This is a genomic window from Methylobacterium sp. AMS5 (assembly GCF_001542815.1).
In the GTDB taxonomy this organism is placed as follows: Bacteria; Pseudomonadota; Alphaproteobacteria; order Rhizobiales; family Beijerinckiaceae; genus Methylobacterium.
Genome location: NZ_CP006992.1, coordinates 1766198 through 1788197, shown reverse-complemented (window position 1 = coordinate 1788197; position 22000 = coordinate 1766198). Strand labels below are relative to the sequence as shown.

Below are 22000 nucleotides of genomic sequence, written 5' to 3'. Positions count from 1 at the left end.
GACCGTCCAGGTCCTTTACGGAAGACCCGCGCGTGGGAGCGCTCCTGCCTCGGAGCGGATTGCCGGTTCGGCGAATGGCACTCTAAACAGTGGTCCAGAGTCGATCTCGTTTGCCCCGGCCGCGAGGTCGGGCGGCAGGGCGCATCACGGGGCTGCGCGTTTCAAGGATTTCGTTCGTCGTCCGGCCTCGCCCGATCGCAGCCTGTGCGCCTGCTCCCTCAAGAGCGCCGTCGCGGCCGCGCCCGTGACAGGCCGGCTGAACAGGAAGCCCTGCAGGTCCGTGGCGCCGATCTCGCGAAGCATCCGGGCTTCATCCTCGGTCTCGATTCCCTCGGCGGTCACCGCCATCCCGAAATGATGGGCGATGTCGTGCATCGTCCGGACGAGGAACCAGCTCTCGCGCGCCTCATCGAGGCCTGTGATGAACGTGCGATCGATCTTGAGCCTGTCGAAGGCGAAGCGCTGCAGGTAGCCGAGCGACGAGAAGCCGGTTCCGAAATCGTCGAGGGCGATGCTGACGCCGAGGGCACGGATGGCCGCGACGCCCTTGAGCGCGACGGCGACGTCACCCATCGGGACCCCCTCGGTCAGCTCCAGTTCGAGCCGACGTGCCTCCAGTCCGCTGGCTCGCAACGCGGCGATGACCCGGTCCGCGAAGTCCGGATCCTGCAGTTGAACCGGGGAGACGTTCACCGAGACCCGGCAGAAATCCGGCCATGCCGCCGCCTGCTGGCAGGCGGCCTCGAGAACCCAGGCTCCGATCGGGCCGATCGCTCCGGTCTCCTCGGCCAGGGGGATGAAGTCAGCGGGTGATACCGGCCCCAGGGACGGGTGCTGCCAGCGCAGCAACGCCTCGCAACTGGTGATCGCTCTCGTCGCCGCGGACACGATCGGCTGATAGACGAGAAAAAACTCCCCCCCGGCCAGGGCCGACCGGAGATCCTCGGCCTGCAGATCCTCGATGCGAGCCGGGACCTGCGGAGCGGCCATGGCGCCGGTCGCGGAGCGCTCCGAATCGAGGCGCTGTGCAGTCAAGCCGGCCACGGCCGAAAGCTTGACCGGATCGATGCAGTGCCCGTCCTCCGAACGATGCAGGCGCTGCGACGGAACAGCAGGCTCGCGTCTCATGGAAGGCGCTTTATGTAGAATGCTGCACGCATCGTGGTTCGAGCCGCCCTCACGCTTGTTCCGAATCATCAGCTATCGGACGTTCAAGCCAACAAATGATAATCGGCAGAGCCTAAGGAAAAGTTATCGTATGGTTGCGTAATTTCCCTCCTCGGCCACCCCTAACAAATTCTGAAGCACAGCAACGGCTCGAGACGCTTGCTCTCAGCAGAACAGGATACGACGCTCGATCCTTTTCTCGGTTTCATCAGGTTTCTTTTCTTCGCATCGGGAGGAGCTGTTTGACCGCTCTCGAGGCCGGCGCCAGGATTTTGCCGGCGATCGGGATCAGCGCGAAGCCGGCGAGCAGTCCGACCACGCCCGCGCCGCCCGCCGTCACCAGCCACGCGATGACGCCGCCGAGTGCCGGCACGGCCCCGCTCGCGGCCACGGCCGCCTCGTGGATCACGTGCTCAGGGCCGGCGAAGCCGTAGCCCGCGAGACTGTGGACGATGATGCCGCCGCCGACCCAGACCATGGCCGCCGTGCCGACGAGGGCCAGCGCCTTGAGGAACACGGGCATGCCCCGCACCAGCCCGCGGCCGATCGCGGCCAGCACGCCGCTGCCCCGCCGGGCGAGCGCCAGACCGATGTCGTCGGCCTTCACGATCAAGGCGACGGCGCCGTAGACCGCGAGCGTGATGCCGATCGCGACGAGCGCCATCACCACGGCGCGTGACCAGACCGTGCCATCGCCCAAGCCCGACAGGGTGATGGCCATGATCTCGGCCGAGAGGATGAAGTCGGTCTTGATCGCGCCGGAGACCCGCTGGTCTTCCAGAACCTGCGCATTCGGTGCGGCCGCCCGCGCCTTCGCTTCGGCCGTGTGATCGTGAGCCGCGTGCGGCACGATCATCTCGTAGATTTTCTCGGCACCCTCATAGGCGAGGTAGAGGCCGCCGAGCAGCAGGAGCGGAGTGATCGCCCAGGGCGCGAAGGCGCTGAGCAGCAGCGCGGCCGGCAGCAGGAACACCAGCTTGTTGATGAGCGAGCCGCGGGCGATGCGCCAGACGATCGGCAATTCGCGGTCCGGCGAGAAGCCGACCACGTAGCGCGGCGTGACCGCGGCATCGTCGATCACGACGCCGGCCGCCTTGGTCCCGGCCTTGGCGGCCTGGGCCGCAACATCGTCCAGCGACGCGGCCGCGACCTTCGTCAGGGCGACCACGTCATCCAAGAGGGCTAGCAGTCCGACGCTCACAGTCGCCTCATCCCGTTCTATGCTCGGCGAGCATATGGCGCAGCGTAGCGGTTAAGCGAGGAGGCGGCCCGCGAGGCAGGGCGCGGATCGCTCTCACGCCGAGAGCCGCGCGCCCGTACCGGCCAGAGCATCGTCTTTCGTCGAAAGCCGGCAGCCGCCGTCCGGGGCGATGCTCTATTTCGCGGTAGCGACCGTGACGCCGTCCCAGTCCTCGGGCGGCGGCTCACGGCGGAAGGCTCCCGCACGGGCCGCGTAGAGCGCGTAGAGGCCGTCGATCCGTAGATCCTGCGCGAGCCCCTTCGCGAGCATGCGGCAAGCCTCCGCACCCGCGTGGGTCTCGTCCCATTGCCGGGCGCGATAGGCCGCGATCATCGCGGCGTGCCGGGCCGCGAGCTGCCGGAACGGCTCGGACCGCCGAAAACCCTCGTCGCCGACGAGGGTGAAGAGCGTCTCGGGCTCGCTCTTGCCCTTCACCCGCACGCGGTCGATCTCGATCACCGGGTAGCGGTCGCAGAGAGCCTCCGCTGTCGCCGCGCCGAGGACGATCTTCACCCCGTAGAGCTTGGATTGTCCCTCCAGGCGGGAGGCGACGTTCACGGGGTCGCCGAGCACCGAGTAGTCAAAGCGCAGGTCGGAGCCCATGTTGCCGACGACGCAGGCCCCGGTGTTGATGCCGATGCCGATGTCCAGCGGGAGGACCGGGTGCCCGCCCGCTTCCGCCTCGCGCCGACGCGCGGCGTTCAGGGCGTCCATCCGCGCCAGCATGTCGAGGGCGGCCGCCGCCGCCTGGGCCTCGTGGTCGTCGACGGGCAGCGGCGCGTTCCAGAATGCCATGATCGCGTCGCCCATGTATTTGTCGATCGTCCCCTGCCGCTCGAGGATCGCGTGGGTGAGCGGCGTGAGGAATCGGTTCATCAGGGCCGTCAGCCCGGCGGGATCGTCCTTGTAGAACTCCGCGATCGCGGTGAAGCCGCGCACGTCCGAGAACATGATCGTCAGGCGCCGTTCCTCGCCGCCGAGTCGCAGCGGCTCGGGCGAGTGGGCGAGCTGCTCCACGAGGTCCGGCGACAGGTAGCGGCCGAAGGCGGTGCGGATCCGCTTCCGTCCGGCCTGCTCGCGAAAGTAGTTGGTGAAGACGAGAGTGAGGTAGACGAGGAAGGTCGTCAGCAGGGGGTAGGTGGCATCGAACAGGATGCCGTGCGCGGAGAACCGGTACCACGACAGAAACACGAGCTGCGCCGCGACGATGCCGCCGAACAGCAGCAGGCCGAGCGCGCCGAGGATCGGGGCGAACAGGATGATGGCGAGCGACACCGCCGCCGTGGCGCCGGCCTCGATCAGGGTCGCCTCGTTCGGTACGGTGAGGGTGGCGCCGGTCAGCAGGTTTTCGAGGAGCTGCGCGTGGATCTCGACGCCGGGCATCGAGCGGTCCAGCGGCGTGGTGCGGTTGTCGAGCAGGCCGACGGCGGAGGTGCCGACGAGGACAATTTTCCCGCGTAGCCGTTCGGGTGGAGCCGTACCGTTCAAGACATCCTTGGCGGACACATAGAGCCCCGGATCATGCGGGCTGAAACGCACCCAGATCTGCCCCCGCGGATCGGTCGGCACCGTGAGGTCGGGCAGGCGGATCGAGACGACGCCGGTGTCGTTGGTCCGGATCAGCAGGGTGTCCGCCCCGGTCGCCACCCGCAGGATGTCGAGCGCCAGGGTCGGGACGACGGTGCCGCCCGCCCGCAGCACCATCGGCACCCGCCGCACCACGCCGTCCCGCTCGGGGCTGATGGTGAAGACGCCCCGTCCCGCGGCGGCCCGCTCCAGCACCGGCAGGTTGCGGATCAGGCCGGGAAAGCCGATCAGCGCCGCCTCCGGATCGAAATCCGTCCCCACCACGGCGGTGCCGGTCTGCGGCGGCGGCCCCTCCCCCGTCCAGGCGATGGGCGTGCTCGCGGCGGTCTGGCCCAGCACCACCGGCATGCGCCCGATCGCCTCGGCGAAGACCCTGTCGCTGTCGGGCTGCGCCCGCAGGCCGGCGCGAGCGGCCTCGCTCAGGTCCGGCAGGGTCTGCGCCAGGAGCGGCGGCGACAGGCGGTCGGGCTCGGAGAAGACGATGTCGAAGGCGACGATCGCTGCCCCGGCCTCTTGGAGTTTCCGGCAGATTTCGGCGAGCCGCGTGCGCGTCCAGGGCCACTGGCCGAATTCCTTGAGGCTGGCCTCGTCGAGATCGACGATCGCCACCGGGCGCTCGGCCGGCGGCACCCGGGGTGCCAGCACTTGAAGCGCGTCGAAGGTCCGGACGCGCAGGGTCTCGACCGCCGGGGGATCGGAGATCCGCAACAGCAGCAGCAGCACGAGCAGGCCGCCGGCCAGCAGCCGGCCCGGCCCGATGCGGCGGCCGAGGCGGCCGACGGGGCCCCGGCTCGCGGACAGGGCGGGCATGACCGTCCTGCGCATGCGCGGCCCTTCCCGCCGATCCTCGTGCAGCGGCGTCAGAACGCGTAGCGCACCGAGGCGCCGCCGTGGATGGTGTCGCCGACGGGCTGCGGCCCGAGCGTGCCGAGGACGAACCCGTCGAGCGCGAGATCCTGCTGGATCCGGTAGCTGATCCGCGCCCCGTATTCCGCCCAGGTCAGATCCTTGATCGGTGTCGTGAACGGCACGTCCGCCACCGTCCCGTTCAGGCCGCTCTTCAGGCCGAAGCCGTGGGCGACGCCGAGATTGAGCTGCGCCTCGATCGCGGTGCCGAACAGGTGCGTGTATTGGCCGCCGAGCTTGGCGATGTTGATGATGTCCGTGCCACCGCGGCTCGCCAGGGCGTAGGGGTTCGGGGCGAGCAGACCCTCGTTATAGGCGCCGGCATATTGCCAGCCGCGGCTGTACTCGACGGCCGCCGCGACCTCGTCCTGCGGCGAAAGCCGGGCGACATAGCCGACCCGGCCGAAGACCGAACCACCGAGGCTCGACACCCGTCCGGTGCCCTGGCCGGTCATGTTCCCGAAGGTGTATCCTCGGTTGTAGGTCGTGTTCTGGCTCGGCGCGAACAGGCCGCCGACATCCACGAACGGCCGCGCCGAACCGAAACCGGCGGGATCGTAGCGCAGCAGGCCGGCGAAGATCGGCCCGCCGGAGACGCGGACCCGGCCGCTGTCGTAGCCGGTATAGGCGAAGCCGCCGATAGCCATGAGTTCCTCGGTGAGCGCCTTACGTCCCTGCGCGCCGACGCTGTAGGAGCCGGCCATGCCGAAGCCGCTGAAGCAGTCGCCGCAACTGATCTGCTGGTTGAAGCCGGTGAGCACGCTGCCGAGGACGCGCTGCGTCACGAAGGCGCCGAAACGGTCGCGCGCCAGCCCCTGCGCCGAGGCGATCGCGCTCGTCAGATCCGGTCCCGGCGGCTCGGCCGGGCGGCCGGGTTCGGCCTCGCCGAACTGGAGGTAGGCGCTGCCCGCGTCGTAGCCGACGATCGGTTGGAGGCCCCGCACCGGTGCGGTGAAGCGAACCGTGGTGAACTGGCCGGTCAGCCCCGCGCTCGCCACCAGGATCGGCAACCGCACCGGCGTGGTGTAGGCGAGGCTGGAGGGCGTGATCTGCAGGATCCCCCCGGAGGCGATCGTCGCGGTCGCCGGGGTGACGAGCCGGCTCGCCGCCGTCAGCGACAGCGTCGTCGCCAGCGTCGAGCCCGCGCCGAGCACGACCGGCCCCTCCGCCGTCAGGGTGCCCGTGGGGTCGGCCGCGTTGCCGGGCGCGACAAATCCCCCGGAATGGACCGTGAGCGCGCCGACCCGGCCGGTTCCGGTCAGGCCCGCGCCGGGCTCGACCGTCAGGATCGACGCCCCCGTGAGCGCCCCGTCGACCTGGAGGATGCCGGCCGTGACTGCGGTGGCGCCCGTATAGGTGCCGGTGCCGGACACCACCAGCGTGCCGAGGCCGGCCTTCTCCAGAGCGCCGGGCCCGGAGATCGAACCCGACAGGGCGACCGCTCCGGAGCCGGAATCGATCGTCGCGGCGGCAGGGCCTTCGAGGCGGATCGCGTTCTCCACCGTGTAGCCGCTGCCGAGGAAGGCCAGACGGGTGCCGGAATCGAGCGCGATGGCGCCGCTGCCCGCGGCCCCCGGACGGCCGAGCGCCAGCGTGCCGCCGGTGACCGTGGTACCGCCGCCATAGGTGCTCGCCCCCGTCAGGGTCAGCGTGCCGGACCCGACCTTCGCCAGTGCGAGGGCGCCGCCCGCGCCGTCCTGCAGCACGGTCCCGGCGGTGCTGCCGGCTCCCAGCGTCAGCACCGCCGCCGGGGCGCCGGCGTTCTGGATCACCCCGCCCTCCCCCGTCAGGGTGCCGATGCCGAGAGCGTTGCCCGCCAAACTCACGGTGCCGGCATTGGTCAGGGCAGTGAGGTCGGCCAAGGGCCCGGACAGCGTGAAGCTTGCGCCGGCCCCGTTCGTCACCGCCCCCGCGATCCGGCCCTGTACCGTGACCGTGGCGCCGTTCGTCAGTGCGCCGGTGACAAGGCTGCCGGGGCCGAGTGCGAGGCTGCCGCCGGTGACGATCACCGCGCCGTTCAACGTTCCGGTATTCGTCACCGCGCCCGCCTTGCTCGTCAGCGCACCGGCCGTACCGCGGTTGGCGAAGCTGCCGCTATTGGTGACCGGCCCACTGAGCGTGCCGTCGTTGGTGGCGGAGCCGGCATTGGTGAGACCGCCGCCCACCGTTCCCAAATTGGCGAAAGCGCCGCCGGCCCCTGTCGTCACCGAGGAGGCCAGCGCGCCGCCGGCCACGAGCGCCAGCGTGCCGGCCTCGACCGTCGTCGCGCCGGTATAGGTGCCGGCGCCCGTCAGGGTCAGCGTGCCGGATCCGAGCTTGCGCAGGCCGATCTCCGCCGCCTGCCCGGTCAGTCCGGTGGCGATGGTGGCGGAGACGCCGGCATCGACGGTGACGAAGCTCTGACCTGCCGTCGTGAAGGGGTCGCCGGTCAGGTTGAGCGTGCCGGTCCCGCCGAGCCGATAGCCGTCGGCGGTGAACTGAAGGCCCTGGATGTTCCGAGCCCCGGCCACCGTCACCGTCCCGGCGCTCCCGGCGAAGAGGCCGACGCCGGAGCGCCAGACGTCGTTGATCTGCCCGCCGGGCAGGCGGGTCCAGTTGGTGCCGCCCACGCTCCACGTGCCGGTGCCGCCCTGGCCGCCGGCTGCGGCGCCGGTGGTGTCGGCGCCATCCCAGAGCTGCACCGACTGGTTGCCGTTGACCAGCAGCACGTTCACCTGGGCCGGGATGTCGGTATAGACCAGCGCGCTCGTGCCGGCGCTCGGCGTGGCGATGCGATCGAAGCCGCCCGAGACCGTGCCGCCGTAATTGAACAGCCGGTAGGCGCCCGAGACCGGCGCGGCCGTGGCGCCCGCCGCCGAAACGAGGCTGAGCGTGCCGCCGAGCCCGAGATTGCCGCCGACATTGATGAGGTCGTTGCTCGCGCCGCCGACGATTCCCGGGCTGCCGAACTCGAACAGCGAGGTCGAGCCGGGGTTGAGGGTGTAGTTGCCGGCGACCGTCAGCGTACCCGGCGAGTTGCCGGCCGAGACGGTGCCGCCGTTGACGATCACCGAGCCCGCCACGGTGCCGGCCCCCAGCAGGGTGCCGCCGGCATTGACGTTGACGCTTGCCGTGTTGGCCGTGGTGTCGCCGAAGGTGCCGTTGACCGCCAGCGTCCCGGCATGGATGGCGGCCGTGCCCGTGAACCGGGCCGCCGGCCCGTTGCTGCCGGTGAGCGTCGTGATGCCCGTGCCCGATTGGCTCAGGGTGCCAGAGCCGGAGATGACGCCGGCAAAATCCAGCCGGTCCGAACGGTTGAAGGTCAGCGTGCCATTGGCGACGACATCGCCGGGGATCGCGCCGGCCGTGCCGCCGTTGCCGAGTTGCAGGGTGGCGCCGGCATTCACTGCTGTTCCCCCGCCATAGCTGGCGGTCCCGGTCAGGACCACGCGGCCGGCCCCGCCCACCGTGAGCCGGCCGGGGCCGGCGACAACGCCGGTCAGGGTGAGGCTCGCGCCTGCATCCGGCGCCAGCGTGCCGCCCGCGGCGCCGAGCGTGAGCGCGCGGCCGGTGGTGAAGTCGGCTCCCGTGGCGAGCGCACCGCCGCCGAAGCTCAGGCCGCCCGTCGCCGCGCCGAGGCTGGCATCCCTCGAGACCAGGATCGTGCCGCCGTTCAGCGCCGTGCCGCCGCTATAGGTGTTGGTGCCCAACAGCGTCAGCGTGCCTGCCCCGACCTTGGTTAGGCTGCCCGCGCCGGAAACCGTCCCGGAGAAGCCCGTTGAGCGTCCGTCGCTGCCCGCGGTAAGCGCGCCAGCCCCCAGCGTGACGCTGCCGGCGCCAGCGAGCGACCCAATGGCTTGTCTGAAACCGGCGAGGTCGAGGGTCGCGTCTCCGGCCACGGTGAAGGCAGAAGTGCCTGCGAAGGCATTGTTGATCCCGGCCCGCAGCGTGCCGGCCGAGACGAGGGTTGCGCCGGTATAGCTGCTCGGGCCTGCGAGCGTCTGCGTCCCACCCGCGAGTGTCAGCCCACTGGCGCCGGTGATCGCGCCGGAGAAGGTGCCGGCGGCGTTAGTGAGCGTCAGGCGATTGAAGCCGAGGTTCACCGTTCCAGTTTGACCGACGGCGGTGTCAGACAGGCCGGCGATCGCGGTGCCGCCGTTGGCCAGCCCCGCGATGTCAAAGCTGGCACCCGTTGCCAGCGCTACACTGCTCGACGATGCAATCGCGCCCGAACTAGTGAGCGCCAGCGTGCCGCCGCTCACAGTGGTGGCGCCGGTATAGGTGTTGCTGCCCGTGAGCGTCAGCCGGCCGCCCGCGAGGGCAAGGCCGCCGCCGGTTGTGTTGAAGAGGCCGCCAGCATCGCGGATTGTGCCGGCGAAGCTGCTCGAGCTCTCAGTGATGGTGAGCGTCTGCGCGCCCAGCGTGACGGTTCCGGAACCCGACAGGGCGATGAGGCGCGCGCCCGCAGTGGTCTGCGACAAGTCGAGTTCGCCACCGACACCGACCGAACGCGAGGCGGCGATCGCGCCCGGGCCGGCGAGCGCCAGCGTGCCATCGCTCACGGAGGTGATGCCGGTATAGGTATTGGTGCCCGTAAGCGTCAGCTGGCCAGCACCAAGAGTGAGGCCGCCCCCCGCTGCATTGACGAGGCCTCCGGTATCGCGGATCGTGCCGGCGAAGCTGGTCGAGCCTCTGGTAACGGTGAGCGTCTGTGCGCCGAGGGTGACCGTCCCGGAGCCCGACAGGGTGACAAGGCGCGCGCCCGTGCTCGTCTGCGACAGATCGAGTTCGCCGGAGACGCTGACCGAGCGTGAGTTGGCGATCGTGCCAGAGCCCGCCAGCACCAGCATCCCGGCCTCAATTGTTGTCGCGCCGGTATAGGTGTTGGCACCGCTCAGGGTCAGGGTGCCGGCCCCGGTCTTCGTCAGCCCGCCCGTGCCGGCAAGCGGCCCAGCCGCGACCATCGCCACGCCCGGAACCGCCTCGATCGCCCCGCCGGCCGGCCCCAGGGTGACCGTCCGCGCCGTCGAGAGGGCGGCGGTGGCCCGGAGCGTTCCGCCGTTCAGCAGGATCCCGCCCGACGGCGCGCCGAGACCGGCATCCGCGCTGATCGCGAGCGTGCCGCCCAGAACCTGCCAGGGGGTGACCGCCGGCGTCGTTCCGGTGAGCGTCCAGACCCCCGTATCGACCTTCTGGAAGATGCCGAAATTCTGGTACTGCGGCCCGATCGCGGCGACGGAGAACGTGCCGTCGGCGACACCGCCGAGGCTGAGCCGGTCGGAGGCGCTGAAGGCGGCGACCGTTCCCTCGATCTGCGCGGTCGAGGTCAGGGTGAGGCTGTTGAGGCCGCCGGTGAAGCTGATGGCCCGGCCCGTCTCCGCCGCGGCGGGGCCGGTGGCGCCCGCGCCGACGGCGATGAGGCCCGAATTGACGACGGCGAGATTGGCGCCGACGACGGCCGTTCCACCCAAGCCACCGCCTGCCACGGCGCCGCTCGCGCCGGTGGCCCCCGCACCGCCTGTAATCCTCCCGGCATTGATCAGGGTGCCGCCGCCGGGGGCGAGCACGCCGATCCCGCCGGCGCCGCTGCCGGTTCCGCCCGTCCCACCCGCGACGAGACCCGCAGCGAGGTTGGTGAAGCGGCTCGCGCCCTCGAGCAAGAGGCCGGCACCGCCCGTGCCGCCGATCCCGGCCGCGCCCGTCGCGACGGAGCCTTCCAGCAGGCCGGGGGCCCCGCCTGCCCCGCCCCGGCCACCGGCGATGCGACCGGAACTGGTGAAGTCGGTGCCGATGAGCTGCGCTCCGATGCCGCCCGCGCCGCCCTGGCCGCCGGCCCCGCCCCGGCTCTCCAGGCTGAAGCCCGGCAGACCGCCTCCTCCGCCCTGTCCTCCTTCCCCGCCGAGAAGGGTCCCGGCATTGCCGGGGGCGGTCGCGCCACTGATCCGCAGCCCGGTGCCGCCCGTGCCGCCGATGCCGCCCGTGCCGCCGGAGGCATCGGGCGGACCGATCGGCCCTTCGGAGTTTCCGGTGGCCTGGCCGCCCACGCCACCGATGCCGCCCGCTCCGCCGGCCACGGTGCCGATGTTGCCGAAGCCGTCCGCACCGGTCAGTTGCACGCCGACCCCGCCGCGGCCGCCGGCCCCGCCCGTCCCCCCGGTCCCGCCGATGGCGACCGGCGCTCCCGACGGTCCCACGAATTCGACGAAGCCGGGCGCGCCGACGGCGCCGCCGCCGCCCGTGCCGCCGGTGATGGTTCCGGCATTGGACAATCTGGCGCCGGCCGGCCCGGAGAGCCCGGCGCCACCTTCGCCGGCCGCGCCGAGGATTGTACGCGGAGCCTGGCCGGGAAATCCGAGGCCGCCGCCGAGGCCGCCGGCCCCACCCGCAATCGTGCCACCCGCCGCGTTGAGGAAGGGGCTGCCGCCGGACAGGAACACGCCGATCCCGCCCGCGCCGCCAGCCCCTGCAGTGCCGCCATCGGCCCGCGCCGTGCCGCCGCCGGCACCACCGCCGCCGCCCAGGATCGCCCCGGCATTGGTGAAGGAGACCGTTCCCGCGTTGCGAAGCCCGATGCCGCCCTCGCCGCCGCCGCCGCCGGCTTGCGCGTCGCCGCCCGCGCCGCCGGCCCCGCCCTGCAGGATTCCGCCGGCCCGGTTGGCGCTCGCCCCCCCGCCCCCCGCGACGATCGCGCCCTCGCCGCCGGCCCCGCCGCCGCCGCCGCCCTGAAAGCTGGCGGGCGCCGTGGCATCGTAGTTCGTCGCGTTTCCGCCCCGGCCACCCTCGCCGCCGGCCAGCGTCGCCGCATTGTCGATCAGGGAACCGGTGCCGTTGCCGCTCGCGCCGCCGCCACCGCCGCCCGCGCCGCTGGTCGAGAAGATCGGCGCCTCACTGCCGTCGCCGCCGTTCGGGGAGCCGCTCGTGCCCCCGGCGCCGGACGCGCCGCCCGGGCTGGTCACGAGCGGTCCGTCGCCGTCGGGGAAGGCATAGCCGCTGCCGCCAGCCCCGCCGGCGAGGCCCGGCCCGCCGCCATTGCCGCCCCCGCCGGCCCCGGAATTCCCCAGATTGCCGCCGGGATCGGCGCTGCCGGCGGGCGCATCGGCACCGGGCCTGCCATTGCCGAGCGTGCCGCCCGACGAACGGCCGCCGGCTCCCCCGCTCGCCGGCCAAGCCGGTGCGCCCTGGAGCAACACGGCGAGCACGGCACTCCCGACGAAGACGGTCGTAAGCAGCGCATCGCGCTGATGCTGAGCCATGCCCCTAACCCCGTCTCGCCGGCGCACCGAGACCGCCAAGTCTCGGAACGTGCCGAATCGCCCGCTTTTTCCGTGCTTTTCAGTCACGGGCCCGAAGCCGAGCCCTATTTATCAAATCGTCTCACGCATAGCCGGCGCTTCCATCGGCGTTGCGGCTCCATCGATTGTGCATCTCCGAGGCTGGATCTGCACGCATCGGCGGAAAAATCTCTCCGACCGGAACAGTCCCTACCCGGAGGCGGGTTTGCCGGCGGAATGATTGCGCCTTTGCTGTCATGCCCAGTCGATGGCCGCGGGACGATACCGTCTTGATCCCTTGCCATGAAGCCGGACACTGTCGGCCTTGCCCGTCTTCTGGATGCGGAGGATACGGAAACCTCACGATGCGTGGCAAATGGGCAACAGGACTGCGGGTCTCTTGCCGACGTCATCCGGTCGTGTTTCCCCAGGATCGAGACGGAGATCGGTGATGCGGACAGGCGTCGGACCCGTTCGGACATCGGGGCATGAGGGGGCGGATGCCGACGATCGGCCTGTGCATGATTGTCAGGGACGAGGCGCATGTCGTGGAGCGCTGCCTCGACAGCGTCCGCCCGCTCATCGACGCCGCTCTCATCGTCGATACCGGCTCCGGGGACGGCACACCGGAGATCGTGCGCACCTATCTCGCCCGCCACGGGATTCCCGGCTCGGTGATCGCAGAGCCGTGGCAGGACTTCGCCCACAACCGCAGTGCGGCGCTCGCGGCCCTGCGCCGGAACCCCGCGATCGACTACGCGCTGGTGATCGATGCGGATGACCGGCTCGTCTTCGCGCCCGGTTTCGACCCGGTGGCCTTCAAGGCCGGCTTGGTGGCCGACGTCTACGACCTCGCCATCCATCACGGGCCGGCCGTGTACCGCCGCCCACAGCTCTTCTCGAACCGTCTGGCCTTCCGCTACCGCTCGGTGCTGCACGAGTTTCTCGACATCCCGGCCACCGCGCGGTCGCACGACGTCGCGGCCGGGCTGCACGTCGTCTATGGCGGTGACGGGGCGCGCTCGCGCGATCCCGAAACATTCGCCCGCGACGCCGCCCTGCTCGAGGCGGCTTTGGCCGGCGAGGACGATCCGTTCCTGCGCGCCCGCTACACCTTCTACCTCGCCCAGAGCCTGCGCGACGCCGGCCGGTTTGATCAGGCGATCGAGGCCTATCGCGCGCGGTCCGAACTCGGCTTCTGGGAACAGGAGGTGTTCGAGAGCGGGCTCAACGCCGGCAAGCTGATGGCACACCAAGGCGCGCCGACGCAGGCGGTCCTGTCGGTGCTCGACCGCGCGATCGCGGCCGTGCCGGAACGCGCCGAGGCGCATCATGCCGCCGCCCTGATCTGCCGCCAGCGCGGCGCGTGGGACCGCGGGCTCGCGGCCGCGCAAGGCGGGCTCGGTCGTCCGCAGCCGGAGGCCGGCCTGTTCCTTCAGCCCTGGATCTACGAGATCGGATTGCTCGACGAGTTCGCGGTCAATGCCTACTGGGCAGGCCGCGACATGGACTGCCTCGTCGCCTGCGCGATCATCCTGTCGCGCGAACACCTCGATCCGCCGACCCGCGAGCGGGTGCGGGCCAACCGCGACTACGCCTATGACCGCCTGCAGGCGCGCGGCTCGCTCTGGACCGGGACGCTGAAGGACCGCACCCCGCGGATCGCTGTGGTGACGGCCTACCGCGCGGACGATTCCGAGACGCTCCGGCGCTGCATCGCCTCGGTGGCCGGCCAGACCGTGGCGGCGGACCATCTCCTGATCGCGGAGGGCCCGCCGCAGGAGGGGCTGGATGCTCGGGTCGCCGGTCACATCCGCCTCGGCGGGGGCCATGAAACGGGCACCCGCGCGGCCTGGGCGGCCGGCGGGCTGCTCGCGGCCGCGAAGGGCTATACGGCCGTCTGCTTCCTCGATGCCGGGTGCTGGTACGATCCGGACCATATCGAACGCTGCCTCACGGCGGCGCTCCGCGTCGGGTTCGAGCGGTGCGGGATCGTCACGGCCTCCCGCCGGCTCCGGCGCCCCGACCTGACCGCTCTGCCGCTTCCCGAGGAAGCCGCGGACCGCTTCGTCGATGCCAGCGGCTACCTGTTCCTTCCGGCGGGTTTTCGCCTGTTCGGCCATTGGGCGCTGACGCCCCGGCCGCTGGCCGAGATCGAAGACCGCGTGTTCCTGCTCGGCGCAAGGGCGAGCGGCCGTGCCATGGGCCGGACCCAGTCGGCGACGGTCAACCGCATCGCCACCTACGCGGCCGCCTATCGGGCGCTCGGCGAGACGCCGCCCGCCGGCGCCCGGGACCAACCCGACCACGCCGGCTTCCGGGCCTGGATCGAGGCCCTGCCGCCGGAGGCGATCGCGACCATCCGGCAGCAGACCGGCGCCGATCTACGCGACCTCTACCGGCCCGATCCGTCGGCCTCGGATGCCGGGGGTGCCCCGTAGGCTCCCTGTCTTGGCCCGACGCGGACACTTCGAAACCGGGTCGCGCACGCGCCGTCGATTTGCAACACCGCCGGGAAAAGCTTGTGGCAGCGTTGCCGCGGCCGGTTTCGCGTCTACGATAGTGTGACTTCCCCATGGACCGCGCCGCGATGAGCCTTGCCAGACGGATCTGTGTCACCGGCTTGGGCAATGGCGTCGCGCTCGGCCTCGCGCTCGGCCTGGCCGGACCGGTATCGGCCCAGCAGATCGGCGCGACGACGGTCGTGAAGAACGACGTGTCCCGCCTGAAGGGGGCGCAGAAGAACAGCCTCGCCGAGGGCGACACGGTGTTCCGCGACGAGGCGGTGCAGACCGGGGCGGACAGCCTCGCCAAGCTCGTCTTCCTCGACCAGACCAATCTCTCGATCGGGCCGAACGCACGCATCGCCCTCAGCCAGTACGTCTATTCGGACGAGCGGCCGGCCGGGAAGGTGGCGCTCAACCTGTTGAAGGGCACCTACCGCTTCGTCACCGGCGACCTCGACAAGAAGGCCTACGAGATCAAGACGCCCGTCGCGACGATCGGCGTCCGGGGAACGGTGTTCGATGTCTGGACGACGGGCGCGCGCTCGGTGATCACCCTCGTCGACGGCGAGGTCCGGGTCTGCACCCGCCAAGCCAGCCCGCAGGCCTGCCTCACCCTGGACCAGCCCGGCGCTGTCGCCATCGTGACCGCCGGCGGCGTGAGCCCGGCCCGGCCCGGCTCCGCGACCCGTTTCAGCTTCGGTGGCTATTGCGGAGCCAATCCCGGCCTGTGCACGCCGACCCGCTTCTCGGAGAAGGGCAGCGGACCGCAGCCCGCCGCCTTCGCGGCGCTGTGCGGCCGCTGAGGCCATCTCCGAACGCAAGCCTGCGCGGGGCCGCCTCCTTCCCAATTCCGGCCGGTCGTCTCCGGCAAAAGCCTCGTGACAGAGCCCACCTTCACCACCCGCGGTGACTCTTCCGGACACGTCGAACGCACTGCGCGGGGAGGTTCTGTTCTTCCTGTCGAACGTTCGGGCCGCCGCCTGACGACCGGAGCCCTATCCGACCTGAAGACATCGGGCGGACATCTCCGGTCCACTGCTTTGGCGCACATTCCAAAGAACCGGCGATCACTTCGCCGGAATGCGCGCTCAAGGCGACGCGGGTTCCACCGTCATGGCGTCGGGCGCGGGTATGCTGCCATCGGACCGGCCGGAAACCCGCCGGGCGGGGCCCGTGCGGGACACGCGCATCACGGCCCGCCCCCCGGAAAAGAGTCGCCAGCGCGCAACACTTCGTCTTTTCTTGTGAAACAGGGCGCCAACCTCTCCAAATCCGTCAAGGTTTGGCTATCAGCCTGATCCGGTCACCTCGTGATTGATCGCCGCCATGCTGTCCGTCTCCCGCGCCGTCGTGTCGAAGCACCGTGAAATTTCCGCGCTGCTCGCGACCTATGCCATGTTCCTCAGCGGCGTCTTGATTCTGGCCTGGGCAGCATAAGAGTGCCGCCCGAAACGCCCGGTCTCCGACCGTTCTCGCTCTGGCGATGACGGCGCGGCGAGCGTTTTGGGAGAGACCGAGAGCATCGTCCCGAAAGGTGGTCGCCGGCTTTCGGAAAAAAGATGATGCGAAAACAAGAGCCTCAAGCATCGTCGTGGATCAGGGATCCAGGACGATGCTCTAAGTCCTCCGATTAGAACGCGACCTGCCGCGGCGGCGCAGGCACCGCGACGTCCCCTCGATCGGATCCCGCCGTTCTCGGTCGCGATCCGCTCGTGCGGTGCCCGGAGCCCGTGCGAGGGCTGCTGTGAGCGGTGGCGTGTCTTCGTTCCATCGGAAGGTGTCGGGCGGCTTGTTCCGCCCTGCCTCTGCCTGATCGAGGATCGCGGAGGCGTCGAGCCCGTGGCCGTGACGAGGCTGCCGCCCTTCGATGCTCTCACCCTGCGGGCTGCCTCGGCGTCGGCCTGCTGCACGACACCTGCCCCTGACCCTGCACGCACTTTGAACTCGGCGCCCGCGTGGAGCCGAGCGGCGTCAGCGGCGGAGCCGTCCGGGGCTCAGCTTCCGCGATAGGTGCTGTAACCGTAGGGGGAAATCAGGAGCGGCACGTGGAGATGAGCGGGAGCGTCCGGACCCTGCGGCGCGATCCGGAAGCGCACGGGCACGATGTCGAGGAAGGACGGCGGCTCGCCGCCGGCGGCGCGGGCGAAATAGGCGCCGACCTCGAAGGCGATCTCGTAGATGCCGGGCGCCATCGCCTCGCCCGAGAGGAGGGGCGCGTCGCAGCGGCCGTCGGCATTGGTGGCGGCCGTCTTGAGGAGCGTGCGGGATTCGCCCTCGATGCGCAGGAGATGAAGGGTCAGTCCCGCCGCCGGGCGTCCGGCGGCCGTGTCGAGCACGTGGGTCGTGAGTCGCCGGGCATCCATTGGTGCGGCGGGGTTTGCGACGGCCATGGGATGCGGTTCCTCCACCGGAGTTGCCGGGCGACGAGCGGCTGCCCGAGGGGCGCGCTTTGCCGGCACCGCAACCCTTGCAGATCGTCTCCCCCGCACCAACCCGGATTTTCGGGAGCAGCTTTCGAAAAGTCCGACAGATCCGGAATCCGCGCGGCGCTATCGTTGCATCTTGGCAACCTTCCGAAGCGAGTCGGAACGATCCGCGCACCTGCGCGGCAGACCCGGGGTCATCGATGCACACCTCCCGCGACCTGATCGGATACGGCCGCAACGTGCCGCAGGCGGATTGGCCCGGCGGCGCCCGGATCGCCGTGCAGATCGTGCTCAACTACGAGGAGGGGGGCGAGAACTGCATCCTGCATGGGGATGCGGCCTCCGAGGCGTTCCTGTCCGAGATCGTCGGCGCCGCGCCCTGGCCGGGCCTGCGCCACATGAACATGGAATCGCTCTACGAGTACGGCGCCCGCGCCGGGTTCTGGCGACTCTGGCGCCTGTTCACCGAGCGGGGCGTGCCGGTGACCGTGTTCGGCGTCGCCACCGCGCTCGCGCGCAACCCGGAGGTCGTGGCCGCGATGCGGGAGGCGGATTGGGAGATCGCCAGCCACGGCCTGAAATGGATCGATTACCGCGACATGAAGCGGGCGGAGGAGGCCGCGCAGATGGATGCGGCGATCCGCCTGCACGAGGAGGTGACGGGCGAGCGCCCCCTCGGCTGGTATACCGGCCGCTCCTCCGTCAACACGCTGGAACTCGGCCTGGAACGGGGCTTTGCCTATCTCGCCGATTCCTACGCCGACGACCTGCCCTACTGGCTGTACGGGCGGGCCGGCACCGGCCTCGTGGTGCCCTACACCCTCGATGCGAACGACATGCGCTTCGCCACCGCGCAGGGCTTCAACACCGGCGAGCACTTCTTCACCTACCTGCGCGACAGCTTCGACGCGCTCTACGCGGAGGGCGCCGCCGCGCCGAAGATGATGTCGGTGGGGCTGCACTGCCGCCTGGTCGGCCGGCCCGGCCGCATCGCCGCGCTCGCGCGCTTCCTCGACCACGTCGCCGCCCATGACGGCGTCTGGCTGGCGCGCCGCATCGATATCGCCCGGCACTGGACGGCGCGGCACCCGGCCGAAGCCCTACGCCCGAGCACCATGAGCGCGGCGCAGTTCCTCACCCGGTTCGGCGACATCTTCGAGGACACGCCGGAGATCGCGCTCCGGGCGTGGCAGGCGGGCCTCACCGCCCGCGAGGACAGCGCGGAAGGGCTCCATGCCGCCCTCGTCGGCGCCCTGCGCAGCCGGCCCGCCGAGCAGCAGCGCGCCCTCATCCGCGCCCATCCCGAACTCGCGGGGCGGCTCGCCCAGGCGGGGCAGTTGACGCAAGACTCCACCGCCGAGCAGGGCAGCGCCGGCCTCGGCGCGCTCTCGGCCGAGGCGCTGGCGCGGTTCGAGCGGCTGAATGCGGCCTACCACGCGCGCTTCGACCTGCCCTTCGTCATGGCCATCAAGGGCAGCGGCCGCGAGGCGATCCTGACGGCGTTCGAGCAGCGGCTGCGCAACGATCCCGAGCAGGAATTCCAGGAGGCTTTGCGCCAGATCGAGCGGATCGCGTGGCTGCGCCTGAAGGACCGGCTGCCCTCGGAGAGCTGATCCCGTTTGCCTCCGTCCCTCAGCAGCCCCAGAAACTTGCTTTCAGGCTGCTTGGTCGGCCAACGGCATATGATTTGTCCAAAGTCTTTTTTCAAATGAACCGTCCTGATATCCAGTCATGCGCGCAAAAGGCAAGCTGATGCGATTGTTGATTGTTTCGGATATTTTTGACCACCCAAAGAACCTAGGCTGGCTATTGAAGCGCACGAATGCCAATTTATTCAGCTTGAGCAGTCTGTGCGATTCGCCGTTCCCCAGCGGATCGGAATTACATAATCATCTCTTCGAGCAAGGGGGCATGCATCAGGCCATTTCTCGGCTGCACCGTTACTCAAATGAAGATTCAATTGGGTTAGGCTTCAGCGCCGGGGGAACAGTCCTGTGGCGAGCCGCGAGGGAAGGTTTGCCGCTGAAGAAGCTCATCTGCGTATCCTCCACTCGCTTACGCCATGAGCGTACGATTCTTAGTATCCCAACGTTCACACTTTGGGGCGAGCGTGACCCTCACCGGCCTGACGAAGAATGGTGCCGTTCGATCCCAAGTCATTCGATCATTTACGAGGGCCTGGGACATGATTTTTACAACGAAGATGACTGCGCATTCTCCTCAACATATCAATCGGACGTGATTGTCGCGCTAACGAATTGATAATCAAATCTTTTATGCCAACTTTTAAGTCCGCCGCGTTACCGGCGACTCGAACGTCTGGTTCCCACGGTAGCACCGAAGCCCGCTCCCCGCAGATATTGCTGAAAAAGATTGGGCGCAGCGCCTCATGCGTTATTTAAGGCTGCACTTCATTGAGTATTTATATAATTCCGCAGATTACAATCATAAAGAATTCAAATTCCCCAATAAATACAATAATCATTTATCCAGATGATTTATATAGAATCACTGCTTCCACCCGGCCGTGCGTGTTTCAAAAAATCCTCCCACAGCTCCCCTCGATCAAGCCGGTCGGCGCCCAACCCTACCGCGCTAAGCGCCGGCCGATCAGGTCGAGCCCGGCGCCGACATGGGCGCGCAGGGCCTCGGTCGTCATCTCGATGAAGGTCTTGGCGCGGGCCGGCAGCATCTTTCGCGAGGGATAAACCACGCCGAGGGTCACCGGTGTCGGCGGCGTGCCCGGCAGGACCGGCACGAGGCGGCCGTCGGCGAGGTAGGGCGCCACTTCGAAGACGGGCTTGAGGGCGATGCCCTGCCCCTGGAGCGCCCATTCCGTCAGCACGTCACCGTCATCCGCGTCGATGCGCCCGGAGACCGGCAGCGTCACGACCTCGTCGCCGTCGCGCAGGCTCCAGCGGAACTGCTCGGATCCGGGGAAGCGCAGCAGCAGGCAGGCATGATCGATGAGGTCCGCCGGGCTCTCGGGGGCGGGATGCGCGGCGAGATAGCCCGGGGACGCGCACAGGATCCGTTCGACATCGGCGACCTTGCGCAGGGTGAAGGTCGAGTCGCGCATCTGCGCGAGGCGGACCGCCACGTCGACCGCCTCCTGCACGAGGTCGAGCAGATGATCGGACAGCCGGAGGTGGACGTCGGCCTCCGGATGGCGCTCGCGGAAGGCGGGGATCAGCGGCGCCACGACGCGCCGGCCCAGGGTCAGCGGGGCGGTGACCTTCAGCGTCCCGCGCGGCGCGGCGCCCTGGGTCTCGACGCTCTTCTCCGCCCGCTCCACGGAGGCGGCGATGTCGAGGCAGCGGTCGTAGAAGACGCGGCCGGCTTCCGTCAGGTTCATCCGCCGCGTCGTGCGGGTGAGCAGCAGGCAGCCGAGATGCTCCTCCAGCGTCTGAATGCGGTAGCTGACCACCGAGGGCGACAGGCGCAGCGAGCGGCCGGCCGCCGAGAAGCTGCCGCTCTCCGCCGCGCGCATGAAGATGCGAACACTCTCCAGGGACAGCATCCGCCCTCCGAGCCCTGCGGCCTCCCGACACGGCCCCGATCTCGCGAAAATTTCGAAAACTGGCAAGGAATTTGATGGGCATACAGGCCCGCCGGCAGCGGTAGAATTGCAGCCGGACACTGGAGGGAGAGGCCGTGGAGAGCTTCGTCTGGGAATGGGGGAGCCTGCTGCTGCGCTGGCTCCACATCGTCGCGGCGATGGCCTGGATCGGCTCGTCGTTCTTCTTCATGCATCTCGACGCGTCGCTGAAGCGGACGCCGGACATCCCGGCCGGGGAAGGCGCCGCGGCTTGGCAGGTGCATGGCGGCGGCTTCTACGAGATGCGCAAGTATTTCGTCGCGCCGGAGCACCTCTCCCCGGACCTCACCTGGCACAAGTGGCAGGCCTATACGACGTGGCTGTCGGGCTTCGTGCTGCTGGCCTGGATCTACTACGCGCAATCGCGGCTCTACCTCGTCGATCCGGCGGTGATGGACCTGTCGGCCCCGGTCGCGGCGGCGCTCGGCGTCGGGGCGCTGGCGCTCGGCTGGCTCGTCTATGACCGCATCTGCCGCTCAAGGCTCGGCGAGAGCGAGGCCGGCCTCGCCACGGTCGGCCTGCTGGCCATCACGTTCGCCGCCTTCGGCTTCTCGCAGGTGTTCAGCGGCCGCGGCGCCCTGATCCATACCGGCGCCCTGATGGCGACCTGGATGGCCGGCAACGTCTTCTTCATCATCATCCCGAACCAGCGCAAGGTCGTCGCCGCGCTGCTGAAGGGCGAGCGGCCGGACCCGAAGCTGGGCAAGCAGGCCAAGCAACGCTCGGCGCAGAACAACTACCTGACCCTGCCGGTCGTCCTCCTGATGATCGCGAACCATTACCCGATGCTGTTCGAATCGAAGGCGACGATTCCGCTCATCGTCGCGCTGGTCACCGCCTCGGGCGCGGTGATCCGCTACTTCTACAACGTGCGCCATGCCGACCACGCCCGCTCGCCCTGGTGGGCCTGGGCCGCGGCCTCGGCGGGTCTGGCCGCCGCCTTCGTCCTCGCCGTCGCCGGAAGCGCCGGGGGGCGTGCGGTGCTGGGGCTGCCGGCGCAGGCCGAAGGCCCGCCGGCCACCGCCCTCGCCTCGGCCGGTCACGGGGGCGCTGCACCGCCGGACTCCATCGTCGAACTCGTCGCGGGGCGCTGCGCCATGTGCCACGCAGCCGAGCCGATCTGGGACGGGATCGGCGTCGCGCCGAAGGGCGTTCGGCTCGATACCGCCGAGGCCATCGGCCGTCAGGCCGAAGCGATCCGGCGGCAGGTCGTGCTGACGCACAACATGCCGCCCAACAACGTGACCGAGATGACCGAGGCGGAGCGCGGCGTGATCGCAGCCTGGCTGGCGGACGCTGCGCACTGAGATCCCCGCCCC

11 protein-coding genes are annotated in these 22000 nt (G+C 70.0%); 5 read left to right on the top strand and 6 right to left on the bottom strand.

Annotation, left to right across the window (positions count from 1 at the left end):
- Positions 1 to 144: 144 nt before the first annotated feature.
- The 4 genes from Y590_RS08000 to Y590_RS07985 all read right to left on the bottom strand — a co-directional run bounded on the left by Y590_RS08000 (position 145) and on the right by Y590_RS07985 (position 12132).
- Positions 145 to 1128, bottom strand: coding sequence for a putative bifunctional diguanylate cyclase/phosphodiesterase (locus Y590_RS08000; RefSeq protein ID WP_060769383.1), 984 nt, complete (start codon positions 1126 to 1128; stop codon positions 145 to 147).
- Between the two features lie 247 nt (positions 1129 to 1375).
- Positions 1376 to 2368: a DUF808 domain-containing protein gene (locus Y590_RS07995; RefSeq protein WP_060769382.1), complete on the bottom strand. Its 993-nt coding sequence runs from the start codon at positions 2366 to 2368 to the stop codon at positions 1376 to 1378.
- A 174-nt stretch (positions 2369 to 2542) separates the two neighbouring features.
- Positions 2543 to 4819 carry a CHASE2 domain-containing protein gene (locus tag Y590_RS07990; RefSeq protein ID WP_286161872.1) on the bottom strand — a complete coding sequence of 759 codons (2277 nt, stop codon included), beginning with the start codon at positions 4817 to 4819 and terminating at the stop codon, positions 2543 to 2545.
- A 35-nt stretch (positions 4820 to 4854) separates the two neighbouring features.
- Positions 4855 to 12132, bottom strand: coding sequence for a beta strand repeat-containing protein (locus Y590_RS07985; RefSeq protein ID WP_060769381.1), 7278 nt, complete (start codon positions 12130 to 12132; stop codon positions 4855 to 4857).
- Positions 12133 to 12671: 539 nt separating this feature from the next.
- Here Y590_RS07985 and Y590_RS07980 point away from each other — a divergent pair.
- Together Y590_RS07980 and Y590_RS07975 are read left to right on the top strand one after the other, a co-directional pair.
- Positions 12672 to 14591, top strand: coding sequence for a glycosyltransferase (locus tag Y590_RS07980; RefSeq protein WP_210172760.1), 1920 nt, complete (start codon positions 12672 to 12674; stop codon positions 14589 to 14591).
- A 149-nt stretch (positions 14592 to 14740) separates the two neighbouring features.
- A complete protein-coding gene (locus Y590_RS07975; RefSeq protein ID WP_158509740.1) occupies positions 14741 to 15460 on the top strand; it encodes a FecR family protein in 720 nt (239 codons plus the stop codon).
- 1191 nt (positions 15461 to 16651) lie between these two features.
- Here Y590_RS07975 and uraH read toward each other — a convergent pair.
- The gene (gene uraH, locus Y590_RS07970; RefSeq protein ID WP_060769378.1) at positions 16652 to 17047 is read right to left on the bottom strand and encodes a hydroxyisourate hydrolase; all 396 of its coding nucleotides are present in this window, start codon (positions 17045 to 17047) and stop codon (positions 16652 to 16654) included.
- A gap of 236 nt (positions 17048 to 17283) precedes the next feature.
- On the opposite strand from uraH, the gene puuE reads away from it, so the two are divergent.
- Complete coding sequence (gene puuE, locus Y590_RS07965) at positions 17284 to 18696, top strand: allantoinase PuuE (RefSeq protein WP_060769377.1); 1413 nt, start codon at positions 17284 to 17286, stop codon at positions 18694 to 18696.
- A gap of 118 nt (positions 18697 to 18814) precedes the next feature.
- Entirely contained in the window at positions 18815 to 19345 is a 531-nt protein-coding gene (locus Y590_RS26370; RefSeq protein WP_144439949.1) for a dienelactone hydrolase family protein, read from the top strand.
- A 325-nt stretch (positions 19346 to 19670) separates the two neighbouring features.
- Here Y590_RS26370 and Y590_RS07960 read toward each other — a convergent pair whose 3' ends face one another.
- Positions 19671 to 20603, bottom strand: a complete 933-nt coding sequence (locus Y590_RS07960) for a LysR family transcriptional regulator (protein ID WP_060769376.1) — start codon at positions 20601 to 20603, stop codon at positions 19671 to 19673.
- A 134-nt stretch (positions 20604 to 20737) separates the two neighbouring features.
- Here Y590_RS07960 and Y590_RS07955 point away from each other — a divergent pair, with 134 nt between their 5' ends.
- Positions 20738 to 21988, top strand: a complete 1251-nt coding sequence (locus tag Y590_RS07955) for a urate hydroxylase PuuD (RefSeq protein WP_060769375.1) — start codon at positions 20738 to 20740, stop codon at positions 21986 to 21988.
- The last annotated feature ends 12 nt before the right edge of the window (positions 21989 to 22000 follow it).

Bases quoted from the DNA above. Each gene is read 5' to 3' on its own strand.
- Y590_RS08000 (WP_060769383.1), bottom strand. From the start codon at position 1,128: ATGAGACGCGAGCCTGCTGTTCCGTCGCAGCGCCTGCATCGTTCGGAG.
- Y590_RS07990 (WP_286161872.1), bottom strand. From the start codon at position 4,819: ATGCGCAGGACGGTCATGCCCGCCCTGTCCGCGAGCCGGGGCCCCGTC.
- Y590_RS07985 (WP_060769381.1), bottom strand. From the start codon at position 12,132: ATGGCTCAGCATCAGCGCGATGCGCTGCTTACGACCGTCTTCGTCGGG.
- Y590_RS07980 (WP_210172760.1), top strand. From the start codon at position 12,672: ATGATTGTCAGGGACGAGGCGCATGTCGTGGAGCGCTGCCTCGACAGC.
- Y590_RS07975 (WP_158509740.1), top strand. From the start codon at position 14,741: ATGAGCCTTGCCAGACGGATCTGTGTCACCGGCTTGGGCAATGGCGTC.
- uraH (WP_060769378.1), bottom strand. From the start codon at position 17,047: ATGGCCGTCGCAAACCCCGCCGCACCAATGGATGCCCGGCGACTCACG.
- puuE (WP_060769377.1), top strand. From the start codon at position 17,284: ATGCACACCTCCCGCGACCTGATCGGATACGGCCGCAACGTGCCGCAG.
- Y590_RS26370 (WP_144439949.1), top strand. From the start codon at position 18,815: ATGCGCGCAAAAGGCAAGCTGATGCGATTGTTGATTGTTTCGGATATT.
- Y590_RS07960 (WP_060769376.1), bottom strand. From the start codon at position 20,603: ATGCTGTCCCTGGAGAGTGTTCGCATCTTCATGCGCGCGGCGGAGAGC.